This window comes from Siphonobacter sp. SORGH_AS_1065 (genome assembly GCF_030818595.1).
Taxonomy (GTDB): domain Bacteria; phylum Bacteroidota; class Bacteroidia; order Cytophagales; family Spirosomataceae; genus Siphonobacter.
In genome coordinates, this window is record NZ_JAUTAM010000005.1 from 52,230 (window position 1) to 70,489 (window position 18,260).

11 protein-coding genes are annotated in these 18,260 nt (G+C 43.8%); 5 read left to right on the plus strand and 6 right to left on the minus strand.

The genetic code is table 11. The annotated features are described in order from the left end of the window. The first annotated feature begins 134 nt into the window (after positions 1 to 134). The gene (locus QE390_RS20565) at positions 135 to 1,079 is read left to right on the plus strand and encodes a YihY/virulence factor BrkB family protein (RefSeq protein WP_307143604.1); all 945 of its coding nucleotides are present in this window, start codon (positions 135 to 137) and stop codon (positions 1,077 to 1,079) included. A 67-nt stretch (positions 1,080 to 1,146) separates the two neighbouring features. Here the strand turns inward: QE390_RS20565 and QE390_RS20570 are convergent, their stop codons facing one another. The 4 genes from QE390_RS20570 to QE390_RS20585 form a co-directional block, all read right to left on the minus strand. After that, a complete protein-coding gene (locus QE390_RS20570) occupies positions 1,147 to 4,248 on the minus strand; it encodes a PAS domain-containing protein (RefSeq protein WP_307143605.1) in 3,102 nt (1,033 codons plus the stop codon). Positions 4,249 to 4,771: 523 nt separating this feature from the next. Next, entirely contained in the window at positions 4,772 to 5,791 is a 1,020-nt protein-coding gene (locus QE390_RS20575; protein WP_307143606.1) for a glycerophosphodiester phosphodiesterase family protein, read from the minus strand. Positions 5,792 to 6,063: 272 nt separating this feature from the next. Next, positions 6,064 to 7,299, minus strand: coding sequence for a GAF domain-containing sensor histidine kinase (locus QE390_RS20580; protein WP_307143607.1), 1,236 nt, complete (start codon positions 7,297 to 7,299; stop codon positions 6,064 to 6,066). 283 nt (positions 7,300 to 7,582) lie between these two features. Beyond that, entirely contained in the window at positions 7,583 to 11,797 is a 4,215-nt protein-coding gene (locus QE390_RS20585; RefSeq protein ID WP_307143608.1) for a two-component regulator propeller domain-containing protein, read from the minus strand. A gap of 300 nt (positions 11,798 to 12,097) precedes the next feature. On the opposite strand from QE390_RS20585, the gene QE390_RS20590 reads away from it, so the two are divergent. From QE390_RS20590 to QE390_RS20605, 4 genes are all read left to right on the plus strand, one after another. After that, a complete protein-coding gene (locus QE390_RS20590; protein ID WP_307143609.1) occupies positions 12,098 to 13,270 on the plus strand; it encodes a putative sensor domain DACNV-containing protein in 1,173 nt (390 codons plus the stop codon). Positions 13,271 to 13,526: 256 nt separating this feature from the next. Beyond that, positions 13,527 to 14,198 (plus strand): RNA polymerase sigma factor, encoded by a 672-nt coding sequence (locus tag QE390_RS20595; RefSeq protein ID WP_307143610.1) that lies wholly within the window; start codon positions 13,527 to 13,529, stop codon positions 14,196 to 14,198. Between the two features lie 3 nt (positions 14,199 to 14,201). Then, entirely contained in the window at positions 14,202 to 14,978 is a 777-nt protein-coding gene (locus QE390_RS20600; protein WP_307143611.1) for a hypothetical protein, read from the plus strand. Further along, positions 14,978 to 15,820: a C1 family peptidase gene (locus QE390_RS20605; RefSeq protein ID WP_307143612.1), complete on the plus strand. Its 843-nt coding sequence runs from the start codon at positions 14,978 to 14,980 to the stop codon at positions 15,818 to 15,820. The genes QE390_RS20600 and QE390_RS20605 overlap by 1 nt, the downstream gene beginning before the upstream one ends. Positions 15,821 to 16,133: 313 nt before the next feature. On the opposite strand, the gene QE390_RS20610 is transcribed toward QE390_RS20605, so the two are convergent. Next, positions 16,134 to 16,730: a hypothetical protein gene (locus tag QE390_RS20610; RefSeq protein WP_307143613.1), complete on the minus strand. Its 597-nt coding sequence runs from the start codon at positions 16,728 to 16,730 to the stop codon at positions 16,134 to 16,136. A gap of 40 nt (positions 16,731 to 16,770) precedes the next feature. Then, positions 16,771 to 18,258, minus strand: a complete 1,488-nt coding sequence (locus tag QE390_RS20615; RefSeq protein ID WP_307143614.1) for a DUF4384 domain-containing protein — start codon at positions 18,256 to 18,258, stop codon at positions 16,771 to 16,773. Positions 18,259 to 18,260: the final 2 nt, after the last annotated feature.

Below are 18,260 nucleotides of genomic sequence, written 5' to 3' on the forward strand. Positions count from 1 at the left end.
TTGTACTTAACTGGTCCGAAGCCATGCTCTTTTTCTTTTGATTCATAACAGCGGGGTGGAATATTTTTTTCCTAGCGTTTCCATGGTCTTTATTTCTATTTCTCCGCCCACCGGATTAAACGCTACTCAACCCTATGGAAAAGAAACTTTCATTTAAAGGTATTTGGGAGGTACTTAAAAATACTTTCTCTGGCTTCTCGGATGACAAAGTCACCAAACTCGGAGCTTCACTGGCTTATTATACTGTCTTCTCGATGGGGCCACTGATGATTGTTATCATTTCCCTTTGCAGCATTTTTCTAGGCCGTGAAGCCGTGGAAGGGGAGATTTACCAACAGCTCAATGGCTTTGTTGGAAAAGAGACAGCTCTGCAATTGCAGGAGATTATTAAAAAAGCGGCTGTAAGTGGTAAAACAACGGTTGCCGCCGCCATTGGTATTGGTACGCTGATTATTGGGGCAACGAGTGTATTTGCCGAGATTCAGGATTCCATCAATACGATTTGGGGATTGAAAGCGAAACCCAAGAAAAGCTGGCTCAAACTCATTCAAAATCGCTTTCTGTCTTTTTCGGTAATCATTAGTCTTGCCTTCGTCCTGCTGGTCTCGCTGGCCGTTACCTCCGTCATTGATGTCATTAGTGACCGTCTTCAGGCTCGTTTTCCTGATGTAACTGTGGTTCTATTTTACATTGTAAATCAGTTAGTTACCTTCTCTGTCATCTCGCTGATTTTTGGTGTCATATTTAAAGTATTACCCGATGCAAAGATCAAATGGAAGGACGTTCGTTCCGGGGCGATGGTTACAGCCATTCTTTTCATGATTGGCAAATTTGCCATTTCTTTTTACATCAATCAAAGCGATGTAGGAGGTACCTACGGCACAGCCGGATCGCTCGTGGTGCTGTTATTATGGGCTTATTATTCGTCGATGATTCTTTACTTCGGAGCCGAATTTACCAAAGCTTACGCAATCAAATACGGTTCTGCCATTCACCCGAGTGATTATGCGGTAACGATTAAAGAAGTGGAAGTCGAGGTAGGAAAAAAATCCATTCAACACGCTCAAAAAGAGTCTTAATCCTGCATCAGTACGTACGATTCGTTAACTAAAAAGGGAGAGCCGGTTCAGAACCGGCTCTCCCTTTTTAGTTAACCTGAAACTCTTTACTTTCACTAAGCCATTGATGCAGAGCCTGAATAAGCGTTGCTTTCAGGATGGGTTTGGTTAAGTAATCGTCCATTCCGGCGGCCAGGCACCGCTCCCGCTCTCCGGCTAAAGTGCCCGCAGTCAGAGCAATAATAGGTACCTTCTTCCCTTCAGGCATGCATCGAATGGACTGCGTAGCTTCATATCCGTTCATTTCTGGCATCTGAATATCCATTAAAATCAGATGCGGTTTCTGCTGGCGAAAAGCTTCTACGGCCTCTTTTCCATTCTTTGCCTCCTCAATAGTTGCTTTAGGAAGTATAATTTTAATCATTTTTCTCGCCAGCAACATATTAATTGGATTGTCCTCAACCACCAGAATCGTCACTTCTCCGTTTTCCAGGCATTGTTCAGTAGTAACGCTTTCTTTTTGAACCTGAGGCTGGGGAGTTTCCTGATGAATCTGTTCCAGCGTCTGAAAAAGCTGACTGATTTTTACCGGTTTAACTATCCGGTGTACCAGTTTCAATTCTTCGCAAGCCTCATTGATTTGCGAGTCATCGGACGAGGTATATAATAGAATGACGGGCTGCGGAAAATCCTGCTTTCGAATCGTACGAATGGTTTCTATCCCATCCATTGAAGGCATATAATAATCCATCAGAATTACATCATAATGCCGCCCTTCCAGGAGCAGCTTTATAGCCTCATAGCCGTTAGCTACCGCATCGGTTTTGATTTTTTTCAGAGCCAGGATGTCTTCCAGAATGTGGCGATTGATCGTATTATCATCCACCACAAGCACCGATTTTATATGGCCAATGACTGTACTGATTTTTGACTCCTCTTCCTCGAATTCCAGATTAATATCACACCAGAAGGTACTGCCTTTGCCAAATTCACTTTCTAGCTGTAGCGTGCTTCCCATCAGCGATAAAAGCTTATTGGTAATGCTTAAACCGAGTCCTGTTCCTCCAAATTTCTTGGTCGTTGAGCTGTCTTCCTGAACAAAAGCTTCAAAGATTTTCCGTTGATTTTGGGGCAGAATTCCGATACCGGTGTCCCGAACCGCAAAGCGTAGTTCTGTTTTGTTAGTATTCGTAGAGATACGTTCGACAGACAATTCTATTTCGCCTTCATGGGTGAATTTTGCCGCATTACTTAACAAATTCACCAAAACCTGCCGCAAACGCACAGCATCCGTCCAGATGTAACGCGGTAAATCAGGACTGACTTTTAGTAATAACTCAATGTGTTTTTTATGAGTCTGGGGCGTAATCATATCCGCCACCTGATTAATCAATTCCTGTAAATCTGTTTTCTCTATACATAAATCCAGCTTACCCGCTTCAATTTTAGAGAAATCCAGAATATCGTTAATGATGTCCAGTAATGACTGAGCCGACTGAAAAACGAGATCACAGTACTGCTGTTGGGATTCGTCGAGTCTGGTTTTGGTTAATAATTCCGTGAAACCAATCACGCCATTCAAAGGTGTACGGATTTCGTGGCTCATATTGGCCAGAAATTCTGACTTGGCCTTATTAGCCGACTCGGCCTGCAAGTGGGCTTTCAGAGTTTCTTCTCTGGCTAGTTTCTGTTCCGTAATATCCTGGAATGTGCCGTATACCTGCACGCATACGCCATCCACAAAATCTGCTTTACCCACACTTTTAACCCACTTGCGTGTCCCTTTGGCGGTCACCATCTGTACTTCCAAATCCCAGGGCGTTCCCTCTTTCTGGGCCAACTCGAGAGCTGTCATGATTTTACGACGGCTCTCTGGCTCCTGATAAAAATGGAGAGCATCGCTCACATGAATGGGGCTTTCCCCTTCCAGCTCATGAATCTCAAAAGTTACTTTGGACCAATAGACATATTGTTCAAAAGGATTAAACTCCCACCCACCCACGCGGGCCATATCAGAAGTTTGTTCAAGCAATTCCCGGGTACGGTCTAGCTTTGCCTCAGCTTTTTTACGATCAGAAATGTCATGACTCGTCAGGATTATTTCGTCATTGTCTTCACTGACCCGGGCTCGTGTTAATACCCAGCACCAGTGGCCATCTTTGTGACGAATGCGGTGTTCAACTGCTGGCCGGGGTCCTTTGTAGTCAAACGTTTCGGTTATGGCCTGATAACATTTCTCCAGGTCGTCAGGATGAACAAAATCGCTAGTAGGTTTACCAATCGTTTCTGAAAGCTCATAGCCGTACTGAGACGTCCAGCTGGGAGACATGTACGTACAAACGTATTCTCTATTGAGCGTAAAAAGAACATCACTCATGCTGGCCACGAGCGTTTCCAAATCCTTTTCAGTCTTCAAACTTTGGGTTAGGTCCTGTCCCAAAGCCAGCACTTCCGCTACTTCTCCATTATGATTCAATAAACCAATGAGCGTCCATTCGATCGTTATAATATTTCCATTGGCAACTCTTCGACGTAAGGTTAGCGACTGAGGAGTCTGCGGATTTTCCAGACAGGATAGAAATAGTTTCAGTCCGGTTTCCAGATCTTCTCCTAACACATGATCCTTTGCGAAAGAGCCAATCAATTTTTCCTGAGGTATACCCACTTCGTCTATAAAATACTGATTAGCATAGGTATAGGCTCCTTCCTGGTTTAACTTTAAAATATAAATGCTCTTACTATTTGCTATAAAATTATAGAGTAAAGCATCCTGAACCGACTTTAACTCTGCCTCTTTCTCGCGAGTAATGTCTACGTAAGATACCAGCATTTGTATTGAACTGCCGTCATCATTCCGAAGCGGAATTCCTTTGACACGAGTCCAGACGATTGAACCATTTTTATGAAAAAATCGAATGGTTTGCAGGAAAGAATCCTGAGGGTGTTTGAGGTAATGCTGAAGCTCCTTTTGGATATTTTGTAAGTCGGTAGGATGAACATATTTCATCCACTGATCGGTACCTTCAAATTCTGATGACGCATATCCCAGACTGGTCCAGAAAGTGGAGCCTAACCAGGGTTTATCTTTTTTTGTCAAATCACCAGCCCAAAGCCCGGATTCCTGAAGGAATTCAAGAATTCGTTCATCGGTGTTCATCAGTTGAAAGAGTTGCTCTCTTAAATAATTCATAAATCAAAGCCCGGCTTACATTGAATGCATGGGGGGATCATTTGCATACTTAATCCAAGCTAGTAAGCCAGGTTACAGAATAACCCGCTTTACGTACAAATTTTAAGTATTAACACCCAAATAACCTACAATAATCAAGTTATACTTTCTTAAGCATTGTTAAAGTTCAAGAGGTGATCAAAACCATTCATTCAAATTCTGTGATCAATGCTCGAAGATACAGGGTAATTGCCTTCTACATTATTGTCTTTAGATGAAATACTTCATTCTCAGGCTGAGCTGTTATTTATACGTGATAATACAATGAATAGTAATACTTACCTAATAAAAGGTATTGTTAAAACAATTGTTTATAATTACTAAAAAAGTTTATTCACATACATCTACTATTTTCTATTTCATCTTTTGAAAAATACATAAAAAATGCCATAAGTAAAAAGGTTCAGTCCCGTTTACTTATGGCATATAGGGGCGAAATGTTATCTAGAAAATCCGAAAATATTTTCAGATTTACCACATGTCATTATTTCTTGCTTTTTACTTCAAGTAACTGTTCGGGTTCATCAGTAGTAATAAAATCTACCTTGCGATCCAACAACCATTGCATCAGGGCTGGATCGTTAACTGTCCATACATTGACCGTCAGTCCTAACTTCTGAGCTTCAGCAATATAGTCTTCCTTCGACTGCATAATCTTGTAATGATAGTCCAATCCGCTCAGCTTGTCGCTGGCTAGTTGTTCAGGCGTTCGATCACCCATTAAGTAAGCCACTTTTGCAAATGGGTCCAGGAATCTTACTCGTTTGCACACATCATAATCAAAGGCAATGTATTCTATCCAGGCCTGAGCTTTCATTTCCCTAACTTTTTTCACCACGCGTTCTGTTAGGGCCAGAGAACGCTCCTTACCCATCGTCGAGGTCTTGATTTCTAAAATCAGCCGGGTTCCTTTCTGCTTCATGCCTTCGCTGAGGTACTCCTCCAGCGTCGGTAATTTTTCACCATTACTTAACTTTATTTCCTTCAATTGTTCCGTGGTGGCTTTTTCAATCGCCACGCCCTGAATATGCGGATCGTGGTTAACAAACAAAGCGGAATCAGCCGATAGATGAACGTCGAATTCGCTACCGTAACAGTTTAGTTTGATAGCCCCCTGAAGTGAAGCCAGAGAGTTTTGAGCCGCCTCGGTATGCTTCCAGGCCCCCCGGTGAGCAATGACACCGTTTTGATGAAACGTGTTTGGAATGATTAAAAAATCCTGACTGATTTTACCCTGAGCCGTCTGGGCTTCTATCCTGACTTCATAACTTGCCTGCGAGTTGGGTTTCTTTTTGAAAAGAAGTTCCTGGTCCTTTGTTACTTTAAACAAACCCGCCTGAGGACCCGAGATCTTTAGGTGAGATAAAGCTCCTGTGGTAGCCGAAATTTTCCCGATTACCGGGTTATTCACCTCATATGCATAGTTACTTAAAAATAACTGCTGGGCCTGAGTTGCACCAGCCAGCATCGACAAAAAGCTCGCGAGAACTACAAATTTTTTCATTAGATCAATAAATACTACAAACGGTGAAAACAAAGAAGCATGGATACTGAGCGAAGTCCACTGGCTCGCTGCAAAATCCATGCTTCATATTGGTAAACGCTACAAAGTAGAGGCTTCCTTTCTATATTTCAAAAGTAGTTATCCTTTTATCCTTCTCATTTTTATAACTAAAGCCTGTTAATTACGCTTCATTGTCCTTCTAACGATTGGTGAATTACGATTTTCTGGGTTGTACCAAATTATCCGTACTCACTGATTTCTGCTTCGCTATTCTATAGATGCAAAGCATTTGAAACCGCCACTTTACCGAAATTGATATCGAAGAAAAACCGGGTGCCTTTGCCCAATTCACTTTCTACAAAAATCCGGCTGTTATAAAGGGTCAGTAATAAATGAACAATAGAAAGCCCCAAACCCGTGCCTTTGTACTTGCGGCTGATGTCGAGTGAGGCCTGAGAAAATTCTTCGAATATCGATTTCAGGGCCTCTTCAGGGATACCAATACCGGTATCGATGATCTCAAAATGAATTGAAATCTGATCTTCTGTTTCTTGCTGCGAAGACATTCGAACGATTACGTTTCCGGTTTCCGTAAACTTGATGGCATTGCTTAACAAATTGGTGATAATCTGATTCAAACGCGTGGGATCTCCCAGCACCTGATCGGGTAAATCGGAAGCAAAGCAAACTTCCAGAAGCAGGTTTTTCTGACGGGACAACGGCTGATGAATTCGAACGATTTTATCCACCATCTCTTTCACACTAAAAGGAATCTGTTCGAGATACATCTTACCGGCTTCGAGCTTACTATAGTCCAACACGTCATTTAGCAAAGCTTGCAGGGTATTGGATGAAAATTCCAGCATATCAACCAGCTCCTGTTGTTGGGAAGTAAGGCCTTCCATGGCTAGTAAACCGCTACAACTAATAATGGGGCTTAAGGCATTGCGAATTTCGTGACTCATCGTGGACAGAAACCGGGTTTTTTCCTCACGAGCCTGATTGGCCTGCAAGTATTGTTTCCTCAACTCCAGCAATAACACAACCTGATTTGAAAGATCTTGCAGGGCTTGAAGCTGATGGGTACTTAAACAATTGGGTTTCTGGTCAATCACGCATAACGTTCCCATGGCATAACCATTCGGCGTTACCAGTGGAATACCCGCATAAAAAACAACGAAAGGCTCACCCATCGTAAGGGGGTTATCCCTGAACCGATCATCCAGCCGGGCGTCTTCCACAATAAGAGGCGAATGAGGATTCAGAATGGCATGAGCACAGAATGATTCGCTGCGGGGTGTTTCCTGACCTTGTACGCCTAAGGTAGACTTAAACCACTGCCGGTTCTGGTCAATGAGAGTGATTAAACTAATAGGCGTTCCACAAATTTGAGAAGCCAGGCGGGTAATCGCATCGTAAGCTGGTTCGGGTAGCGAATCCAATATGTCATAATCTCGTAGAGTTGCTAGCCTCTGAGCTTCGTTCAACGGAATGGTAGGTGTGATCATAAATTTTTCCTTTACTCGGGACGGTATTATTTCAGGGCAATGGCGACCGACCAATAGTAATAATGCAATGAAATGGCGATTTCATTTTTAAGCTACAAAATTTATTTATCATAAGTTAATGACTTTCTAAATCAATAGCTCTTTTTCACCAATTTTTATTTCTAGCTATGAATAAAGTATAATTAATGGCAATGGATTGATCTTGCTGCACAATGGGCTATTCAATCAGAAGAGGAAACCTTTACCCAGTAAAACGTTCTCCTCTTTCTCTACTCATTCCAATTTATAACTCTCTTACCGACAGGATTATACGTTTTTCAAAGGCACGAATCAGGCTGTTTTTCAATTCCGTGATCTGAATGGGTTTGGAGATGTAGTCGTTCATGCCCGCCTGCAAGCACATTTCACGGTCACCAGTTAGGGCATTGGCCGTCATGGCTATGATCTGAGGTTGTGCTATTTTCATTTTTCGTACCTGCTGGGTAGCCTCAAGGCCATCCATTTCGGGCATCTGTACGTCCATAAAAATCACATCGTAGGACTTTTGCTCAAGCATAGATAGCACCTCCAAACCATTGATGGCAATGTCAATAACATAGCCTAGTTTGCCCAACGTGCGAGTGGCAACTTTCTGATTGAAAATATTATCCTCCGCAATCAGGATTCGTAAAGGGTATTCTTTTGAGAAGTCACTGTCGAATAGCTGAGGCTTCGACTGAAGTGAAATCTGTGGTTGAATAGACCATTTCAACTGTTCCTGAATGGCCTGATATAACTGACTTTGCTTTACTGGTTTGGTTATAAGAGTAATTGAGAAATCTGACAGGCTTTGCCGGATTTCGTCGATTACGGAACTTAGCAAAATCAGGGGCATCTGACTATGCATTTGCCTTACCTCACGAGCCAGATCAACGCCGCTCATGCCGGGCATTTGCATATCCGTAATGATAAGATCGAACGATTCTCCAGCTTTTAACAGGGCCATCGCTTCATCGCCAGAAGCAGCCAGACTGGGTTTCAGTTTCCACTGCTCTAGTTGTGACCGTAGGATGAATAAATTCGTCTGATTATCGTCCACGATTAGCACTTTCTTATACTCGTTACTCAGGGTATTAAACACGACATATTGCCGCTTGGATTCCGTGCTGATCTGAGTTTTGATGGTAAAACTAAAGGTCGTTCCTTTGCCTTCGGTACTGGACACGTTAATTTCTCCACCCATTAACTCGACGAGTCGCTTACTAATGGCTAGCCCTAAACCCGTACCTCCATACTTCCGGGTAGTGGAAGAATCTACCTGCGAAAATGCTTTGAATAAGCGTTGCAACTTATTTTCTGGAATGCCGATGCCCGTGTCGGTCACATGAAATTGCAGCAGTACATCGGCGTTTTGCTGAGCTACGGATACTTTTACGAAAATCTCACCTTTATGAGTGAATTTAAGAGCATTACCTACCAGATTAATCAATATCTGCCGGAGGCGTAAGCTGTCGCTCTTAATAAAAGCCGGAACGTTATAGTCAATCTGGTAAATAAGATCGATGTTTTTCTCGGAAGCCTTACTGGCGAACAAATCCAGGGTTTCTTCGATGCATTGTCGCAAATCTACTTCCTCATGCTCAATCTCCAGATTATCGGATTCAATTTTAGAGAAATCCAGGATATCATTGATAACGCCCAACAGATTTACACCGCACTGATGAATGGTTTGGGTGTATTCCTGTTGCTCGCTTGAGAGTGTGGTTTCCTGCAAGAGAGCCGTCATCCCCAGCACGCCGTTCAGGGGAGTACGAATTTCGTGGCTCATGGTAGCCAGGAAAATACTTTTCGACTGATTCGCCTTTTCTGCCTCCTCGCGGGCTTTATGCTCCTGCTCCTGCTGTTCGCGTAATTCCTTGTTAAGAGCCTGTAAATCATTCGACAGCAAAACCAGTTCCTCTTTTTGCGAAAGCATTTCATCATTCGCCTGCTGCAATTCCCGGGTTTTGAGTTGAACCTGTTCTTCTAGTTTCTTCTGATTTCTCTTAATCTGGCGAATTCGTAACCAATACAGGCCGTATAACATCACCAAACCCACAAGGCCCAGCATCATCTGGAACCACCAGGTTTGCCAGAACGCAGGCACAATGATTACTTTAATGGAACGCCCCGTTCGATTCCAGACGCCATTATTATTAGAAGCCGCCACTCGAAAGACATAAGACCCCGGATCCAGATTGGTGTAGGTAGCTTTGTTAACGTTCCCTACCATGTTCCAATCATCATCGAAACCTTCCAGCTTATACGCATATTGGTTTTTCCGTACGGCGGTATAATCCAGAGCTGCAAATTCAAAGCCAAAAGTAGACTGATTATGAGCCAGTCGAATTTCCTCTAAATAATTGAGTGACTGGGGTAATATTCCACTTTTATCCCCTACCTCTACGGGCTTATTAAAGAGAGAAAAACCGGTGAGATAAACCGGCGGCACGTAGCGATTCACTACGACACGTAGCGGATCAAACATGACAAACCCTTTGCTGCTACCGAAGTAAATCGTTCCATCCTGTGCTTTGAGGTGAGCATTTTGAATGAATTCATTACTGAGCAATCCATCATCTTTGGTTAACTGCTGTATCGTTTTGTGGTCGGGATTATACTTGATCAGTCCGTTCAATGTACCCAGCCATAAATTTCCCTGATTATCCTCCTGAATGGATTGGATTTTACTCAGTTCTTTATTTCGAACACGCTGAAAGATATTATGACTAGGCAAGTATAAACTCAACGTTTTTTGTCCTACCCAAACGCGGTTATGCTTATCGCAATAAATGGCCTTGATGTATTGATCGCCCGATTCATTCGTTTCACCTGGCGGGGAAAAGTGCGTTAATTTCCCGGAATGCAAGGTATAGCGATTAATACCATCTTCGGTAGTACCGATCCATAAATGCCCGCCTTTATCTTCTTCGATGCAGGTTATGTTTTCTCCGTAAAACCGATGGCCTGTCTTGTCTTTTATGATTCGTTCGAACGTTCGGGTGTTTGGATTCATGCGGCATAAGCCACCGAAAAATGTTCCCACCCATAAAGTCCCCTGGTGATCTTCAAAAATCTTCCAGACATTATTGGAGCTGAGGGAAGCGGGATTAGCGGGATCTTTCTTAAAATGGGTAAACGTTCCCGATTTTCGATCCATCAGATTCAGACCACCACCCCAGGTGCCAACCCAGAGGTTTCCACGGCGATCTTCCCGAATATCCAGCACCGCGTCACTACCAAGACTTTTGGGATCTCTTTCGTTGTGTTTGTAGTGTTTGAACGTACGCGTAACGGGGTCGAATCGATCCAGTCCACCTCCATCCAACCCCAGCCAAACGATGCCTTCTTTGTCCTGATAAAAGGATTTTACTTCGTTATGCCCAAGACTTTGGGGGGAAGACGTCTGGTAATAAAAATCGAAGATGCTGGCTTGAGGGTTAAAGATATTCAGGCCGCCCCGCTGCACCCCCGCCCAGATATTCCCGGAGTAATCCTGTATGATACAGTTTACGGTATTGTTAGAAATGCTTAGAGTATTAGTGTAATCAAATTGGTATTTATCGAAGCTTTGGGTTTCAGGCCGATATAAATTCAAACCATTGTTTTCGGTACCGATCCAGATCTGTTTCTGACGATCTACAAACAAACTCATAATGACGTCTCCCCCCAAACTGCCTACCTCTAGCGAGCTATGCCTGAAATGCTTTGATTCATGCGTTCGGGGATTCCATCGGTACAAGCCCTGACTATTGGTGCCGATCCACAGATTCCCGTCCGTGTCTTCCACCAGCGAGTGAATGTATTCCTGAGCTAACAGAGGATCCAGATGCATTTTGGGAATAGCGGGAATAAACTGATTTCGTCTTCGATCCAAACGATTTAAACCCTGCTGCGTCCCCACCCACAGCTGACCTTTGTGGTCTTCAATGATTTTAGTAACGTGATCATCACTCAACCCCCGTCTAGTTACCGGATTATGACGGTAATGAATAAACGTATGGGTTTGGCGATCAAAGCGATTAATCCCGCCGCCGTAAGTGCCAACCCATAAATTATGCTGGTGATCTTCGTAGATAGTGTAGATATTATTACTACTAACCGAACGGGAATCTGAAGGATCATGTACATACCGAACAAACGTATTCGTAGCCCGATTGTAACGATTAAGACCGTTAGGTGTGCCGACCCAGAGGTTATGCTCATGGTCTTCATAGATACTGCGAATATTGTTATCCGTCAGCGTCTGTTTATTGCGGGGCTGATTACGATACACCACCATGCGGTGTCCTTCGTATTTATTTAACCCATCGTACGTGCCGACCCAGATAAAGCCTTCACTATCTTGAATCATGCACAAAACGTTACTCTCTGAAAGCCCATGGTCAGTAGTAATGTGCGAAAATCGGATAGGAATTTGTTGAGATCTGGCGGTTATCCCGAACAATAGGAGTATAGCTAAACTCCAACCTATTTTCATAAAATCAAAACAACATTGTGTTAGGTGTATTCGAGGCTAAGATAGATCATACTTTTTAATAATCCTTAAATCTATAGTTACTTCCAATTACCCAAATGATTTACTAGATCTATACGTTAATTTACTAATGGTGGTATTAATGTACTCATACTTAAGCTATTTTCTATTATTTAGCAAATTTTAAATAATCCAAAAACAATTGAAGCCTGTTCTGATTTTCATACATGGCGAACGATCCACAATCACTTCTCGTTAGCTGGTCATCCGTGTAAACTTTATAGATGATTCAATTATACTCCTGTGCATCGACCTTTAAGCCGTTTGGCCACCCCCGCTAAATATACTCCTATGATTCTGGACCCTACTTATCAGGCAGCCCGATTAGTAGCCGAAACGCTGGAAAGTCATTTTTCTTTACAATTAAGCTCTACCTGCCGGGCCAAATGCCAGCCCATGGCTCCTACCCCACCCGCCCGCGTCATTGAAGCCATGATTGATGCAGCTTTCTGGGCTAGTTTGCGGCACGAAGAGGGATATTCTCCTAAAATATCTTTAGCGTATATACCAGCCTCCATGGCGGATCAGCCTTTGTTGTTTGAACACCGGTTTCCGCTTAGTCCCGCTATTTTGACCAAATTGGCTCCCGCCGTTGAAAGACCGGGCATTCACCTGGGTATTGGGTATGAAAACGACGAACTCTTCATCTGGGGCACTACCCGCGAAATTCCGGGGAACTGTTTTGTGCTGGAAGTCATCGAGCCCGGTTTGCTGATTGTTAAGCACCGACGATTATCTGGTTATGGAAAGTTTGTGAACGTTGCCATTCTTAAAGGCGACCAGGTAAAAATTGTGGATCATACCATTACTGACCTGCCCGATTACCTCGCGAGCCTTACGTCTTTGAGCGGGTTTCAGTCTAACGACGCTAAAAATGTGTTGGTACAACTCGCCGTTTCAATGCGTGCTCATGGTCGGGGTGGTTCACTGTTGGTCGTTCCTTCCGAAAGCCAAACCTGGCGGGAGTCTATCATTGAGCCCATTACTTACCCCATTGTCCCAACGTATTCTCACTTGGCTAGTCTCATGAAGGAAGGAACGGATACGGCTTCTTCCTGGAAAGGAACCCTAGGACTAGCCGTAGAAAGCATGGCCGGATTAACTGCCGTAGATGGAGCCACTATTATTAACGATCAATACCAATTATTAGGATTTGGAGCCAAAATTGGCCGTTCAGATCACAGCAGCCGGGTGGAACAAATCCTCGTTTCCGAGCCTATTCTTGATCAGGTCGCAACGGTTGTTCATCCCACGCATACCTGGGGAACCCGGCATTTATCCGCTGCTCAATTTGTCCATGACCAGCGGGACGCCATCGCCTTGATTGCCTCTCAGGATGGGCGTTATACCGTCTTTACCTGGTCGAAGGCGGAAGACATGGTTCACGCTCACCGAATTGATGCGTTGTTGCTTTAATTCATAATCGATAGCTAAAAATAACCTCAGGCTTCGGCCTGAGGTTATTTTTAGCTATTTTTTGATCTAATGATTAGGCCTCTCCACCTTTCCTATTCTTCTTTTTCTATTATTTTTCTGCTTAATGATAACCTTTCCCCGGAATCTACATAGGTAAATGCTTCCACTTTGGTGAACGACGTTTATTCAATCTACGTGCAAAATTATTATTTCACAAAATGATAAGTAACTTTAGGATGAATACCTACTTGCCTATATGTCCGAAATTGAACCCTCTCATTCATCGAAACCCTCTCACGCCCGTTTCCCTGAAGAAGAAAAACAGTATTATGCTCTTTTGGAGAATAACCCCAAAGCCTGGGAAGAGCTATACCTCAATGTAATGAAAACCTTTATCCCTTATGTACTAAATCGTAGCTCGATTTCCAGTGACGATGCTTACGATCTTTTACAAGAAGGCTTAGCGATCTGTCTGGCTAATATCCGGGATAAGAAATTTGTTTTTCAGGGAAAGCCCATTGCGGCTTATGCCAACGCAATTTGCCAGAAACAGTGGCTGTCTCATCTCCGCCGAACTAAGAACAACCGATTTAAAATCTATCAGGAGCCGACGGCAAATGAGGTGGATTTGATAGATGATCTCATTCAGGGAAACGAATCAGAAGACTCAGCCCTGGAAAAAGAACTGGCGGAATCCCAAAGCATCTGGTCCGACGACGATCAGGAGGCCGATTATGAAGCACTTGATCGGGCTCGAAACGAATTAGGTCGCCAATGTCAGGTAATGATTGATTGCTTTTACGTGCAGGGAAAATCACTGGCTGAATGTGGTGAAATACTGGGTATTCAGGAAGGTTCTGCTAAAGTAAAACGCTTCCGGTGCGTACAACGACTCAAGGAATTATACCTCGGTTATCGAAAAAAATAAGTCATGGAATTAAGAGAAGAACTACTCGTACAAATAGGCTCATACCTTAACAACCAAATGCCAGATGCTGAACGTCAGGCTTTTGAAAAGCAATTACAAGCGGATCAATCATTACAGCAAGAAGTACAACTACAAAAGGAAATCAAGAAGGGATTAATCTTACTGGCTGATAAAAACCGTTTTCGTGAGATTCATCAGGAGCTGCTTGATCGAAATGAGTTACCTGTTTTTAAAACGAATGCTTCGGAAGAACCCAAGGTAATCTCACTGCACCCGGCTGAACCCGTGAAAAAAATCAATCGCTGGATTCCATTGGCAACAGCGGCGGGGCTGGCCTTACTCTTGGGCATTGGTTGGTTTTATCTGCAACCCAATCGTCAGGCAAGTTCAGGAGCCAGTCCCAGCGAACAATTAGCCAGTCGTTACCTGACTGATTCCGTAAAATCGGCTCCCGTACTCCCTTATGACCCAGATCGGCTCGGAGCGGGCGGAATAGACGAGGCCGCCCAAAACGACTCCATTCAATTGCAACAAGCCGTAACTCTATTACGGCAAAATCAGACCCGGCAGGCCATCACTAAACTGCACAGTTTAACCGAAGAGGTTCATAATCACTGGGATGCGGTAGCCCAGTGGTACTTAACGCTGGCTTATTTCAAAAATAGTCAACCCGATCAGGCCCGGAAGTTGTTAGGAGAGATTGAAAAAACAAACGGTCATCCTTATCAGGCCGAAGCTCGACAATTGCTAGCTGATTTATCAAAAAACGAAGTAAATTAATGCGTGGGTTAGGAATCGTTCTGGCTGGATTTATACTCCTCCTCTCAGGAAATGTTGAGGCACAGCCACTGCCCCAAACGGGAATGTTACTGGATGATGCTGCGTATGAGCATTTGCCTTTTGAGCCTGTCTTGACGAAAGCTCCGTTGCCTGCTCAGGTAAGTTTCGAAGCCTATTGCCCCAGCGTGCAAGGACAAGGCACCTACAGCACCTGTGTGGGTTTTGCCTGCGGTTATTACCTGCATACGATTCTGGAAGCGAAAAAACGGGGGTTAAAGAATCAGGTAGCCATTAATAAACTTGCTTTCTCTCCGGGTTACCTCTATGAAAAAGCCAAGCTGGGCAGCGACTATGACTGCTCACAGGGCGTGTATCTAACAAAGGTTTTACAGCTTATGCAGGAAGTTGGGAATACGTCCTGGCAGAATTTTCCTTACCCGGCCTGCGGTGAAAAGACAGCCCGTGTTGATCCCATTGCCAACCGTTATCGGATTAAGGGTTATGAGCGAATTTTTAAAGTTCAGGATAGCGAAGCGGCTAAAATTCAAGCTCTGAAAAGGGCCTTGTCGGAAGGTAATCCGGTGGTGGTGGGAATGGTTATTCCTGCCTCATTTTATTACACCAAGAAGGTATGGCAGGCAGCTCCTGGCGATGATCCTCAAAACAGGGATCTTAAAGGTCATGCTCTCTGCATTATTGGTTACGACGATCAACAATCAGGAGGAGCGTTTCGAATCATTAACAGTTTCGGAAAGACCTGGGCCGATCAGGGTTTTTGCTGGATTACCTACCGCGACATGGCCCGTTTTGTACGATATGGTTTTGTGGTGAAGGGGATTTAGTTGTTAGCGGCTGCGGTTGTTAGTTGTTAGTTGTTAGTTGTTAGTTGTTAGTTGTTTATCAAATAAATTTATTCCTCAAAAAATAGTCTCTAGTCCTCCGCTGCCAGCGTAGCCCGGCCAGCTTTTTCGCTGGCAGCAATAACCTAGGCTATGAGGTCTATTTTGGTCAAGTAAGCGGTTGCTACCAGCGAAAAAGCTGGTCGGTCCACGTTGGTAGCGGCATGGCCGAATTATCTCTTTTTCAAAACTAGACTGGTTTATTTCATGTATACCACTGAGATTACTAGTCCCTAAAACAGCGTCTGCGACGCTGTTAGTTAACTTTTCCTGCCATTACCGCTTTAATACGATCATCCTCGCAGACGATATCATAGTAATACCCATCCTGAAAAGCTACCCGCGAACCGCACTTGCAACAATTGGTAGTATAGCCTTCCGTTTGCATGATTTTTCCTCCTTTTCCATCCGCAACAAAATACAGAGATTCACAATCCAGACAATGTTCGGAACCTTTGATTTTAGTACCCTTGGCCGGAAATTGGGGAGGTGTAGGTGTCTCCATGGTATCTGTACGTATGGTTACTTCCGTATCGGTTACAGCATCTACTTTTTCTGTTGAATCTGATGTAACCTCTGGTTTTGACTCCTCTGTGTTAACCTGCTTAGTTTCAATCGAAACAGGCCACATGAATCCGCCAATAACCACTCCCACCAAAACTAAAATTCCTGCCAGGATCATGGCTACTTTAGGCCAGAGGGAAGCCTGCGTTTTCGCTGCTGGAACTTCAAATAAAGGTTTCTGACAAGCCGGACAAACAAACGCCTGCGTTTCCTCCAGCATAAATAATTCCTTCGACTTAGCCTTTGGGCAATGGTTATCAAAATTGGTACACTTGCCGTAACGTTTCATAGCCTAGCGTCTGAGTTAATCCGAATCATTATCAATTAAACTATTTATCTGTTTTTCCTTCCCGCGTAGTAATCTGCAAGTGATCCTCGGCGATAACGCTATTTTTCGCACATTTCATCAAGGTATTAAAGGCCGATAAGGAACCGACAAAAATTTGATACTCTCCTTCCTGCCTGAAATAGCCCTCGCGGTTCGGCACGGTTGGTAAAGCACAAAAAGGCTCTTCAGAGGCATACGCCAGCAAGTACTCCGTACCATAAGGAGCTGAACAGATAAAAGAAGCTTCGGGAGCAATGCGAACAAGCTGGTTTTCCTGCCCGGGTTTAATGACAAAATCATTTTCCAGCAAGGTTTGCGTGCCATCAGCGAGACGATAAAGCAATCGAACATGGCAGGGGCGATTGGCTTTCGCTTCCAGAATCATGGACTGACCCGCCCAGTATTCTACCCCCGTTCGTCCGCGATCGGTCCGAATTTCCAGCTTTAACGCCGACTGTGGAGTAACCGATGTGATCTGCCGGATGGTATCCTGTACGACCTTTACATTTTGATAATTCTGCGGCTTAAGCGGAATCTGCTGTTCTTCCAGCCATCGCAACGGTAACTCGGCATTGCTCAATTGCTGAAAGACTTTACCCGTTCTGGAATCCACCAATTCCATGTGCATTACCAACTGATTTTCGGCATCTTCATACCATCCCCGAATGATAGGAAAAACGTTTTTATCGCCCGCTACCGACTGCACCGAAACGTTCATTCGCCTCTGTATACAGGAATTTAGAGCCGCAAAAACCTGATCGGAAAGAGCATCGTTGATCCCGCATTTTTTATACGTAAAACGCTCTAAAACTAATTCCTCGGGTGAAGTTGAACTATTTGCTTTTAACTGGGCCGTCAGCGTATCCAGTACGGCGAAAAGATCGTTTTTCTTCGCTGCTACCACTGTCTGAACATCCGTTGCCGACTCTTTAGGGTAGTCTTGAACCTTTGTAATCCCGGCAATTTTAAAGCCATAAAACGACTTCAGTTTCTCGTTGTAATCAAATTGAACCCGACATTCTACCAGATGTTCCTGATTTAGAATTTTTCCCGTACTACCCTGCATTTTCTTCAAGATGTAGACATTCAGAAAAGGTTTTTTGTCTGATGTTTGCTTCAATTGAAACCGGGCTTTCGACCAGTCGAGGGTATTTACAATGGGTTTTCGTTTGGCAAAAATGTGGTAATCCTTGATGTATTCTTCAACCGTGGTGAGCGTTCCCAACGGCTCCCGAAATTCGTTGAAAATCTGAACGTCCGCGTCCCGAAAGGCTGATTTTATGAAACCCTGCAATTGCGGTCGAAGTGCATCAAAAGGCTGATTTACTTCATAATGCGTTAGAATTTCCAGATTTTGCAAGTATTCCGTATTTAGTAGCTTCCGGGCATTTTCGATGATGCTTTTTTCTTCTTCCGGTAAAAAGGATTGGGCTCTTCCCGAATTCAGAAAGAGCCAAAAGAAAACCAGGTAAAGGGAAATCGTTCGCATAA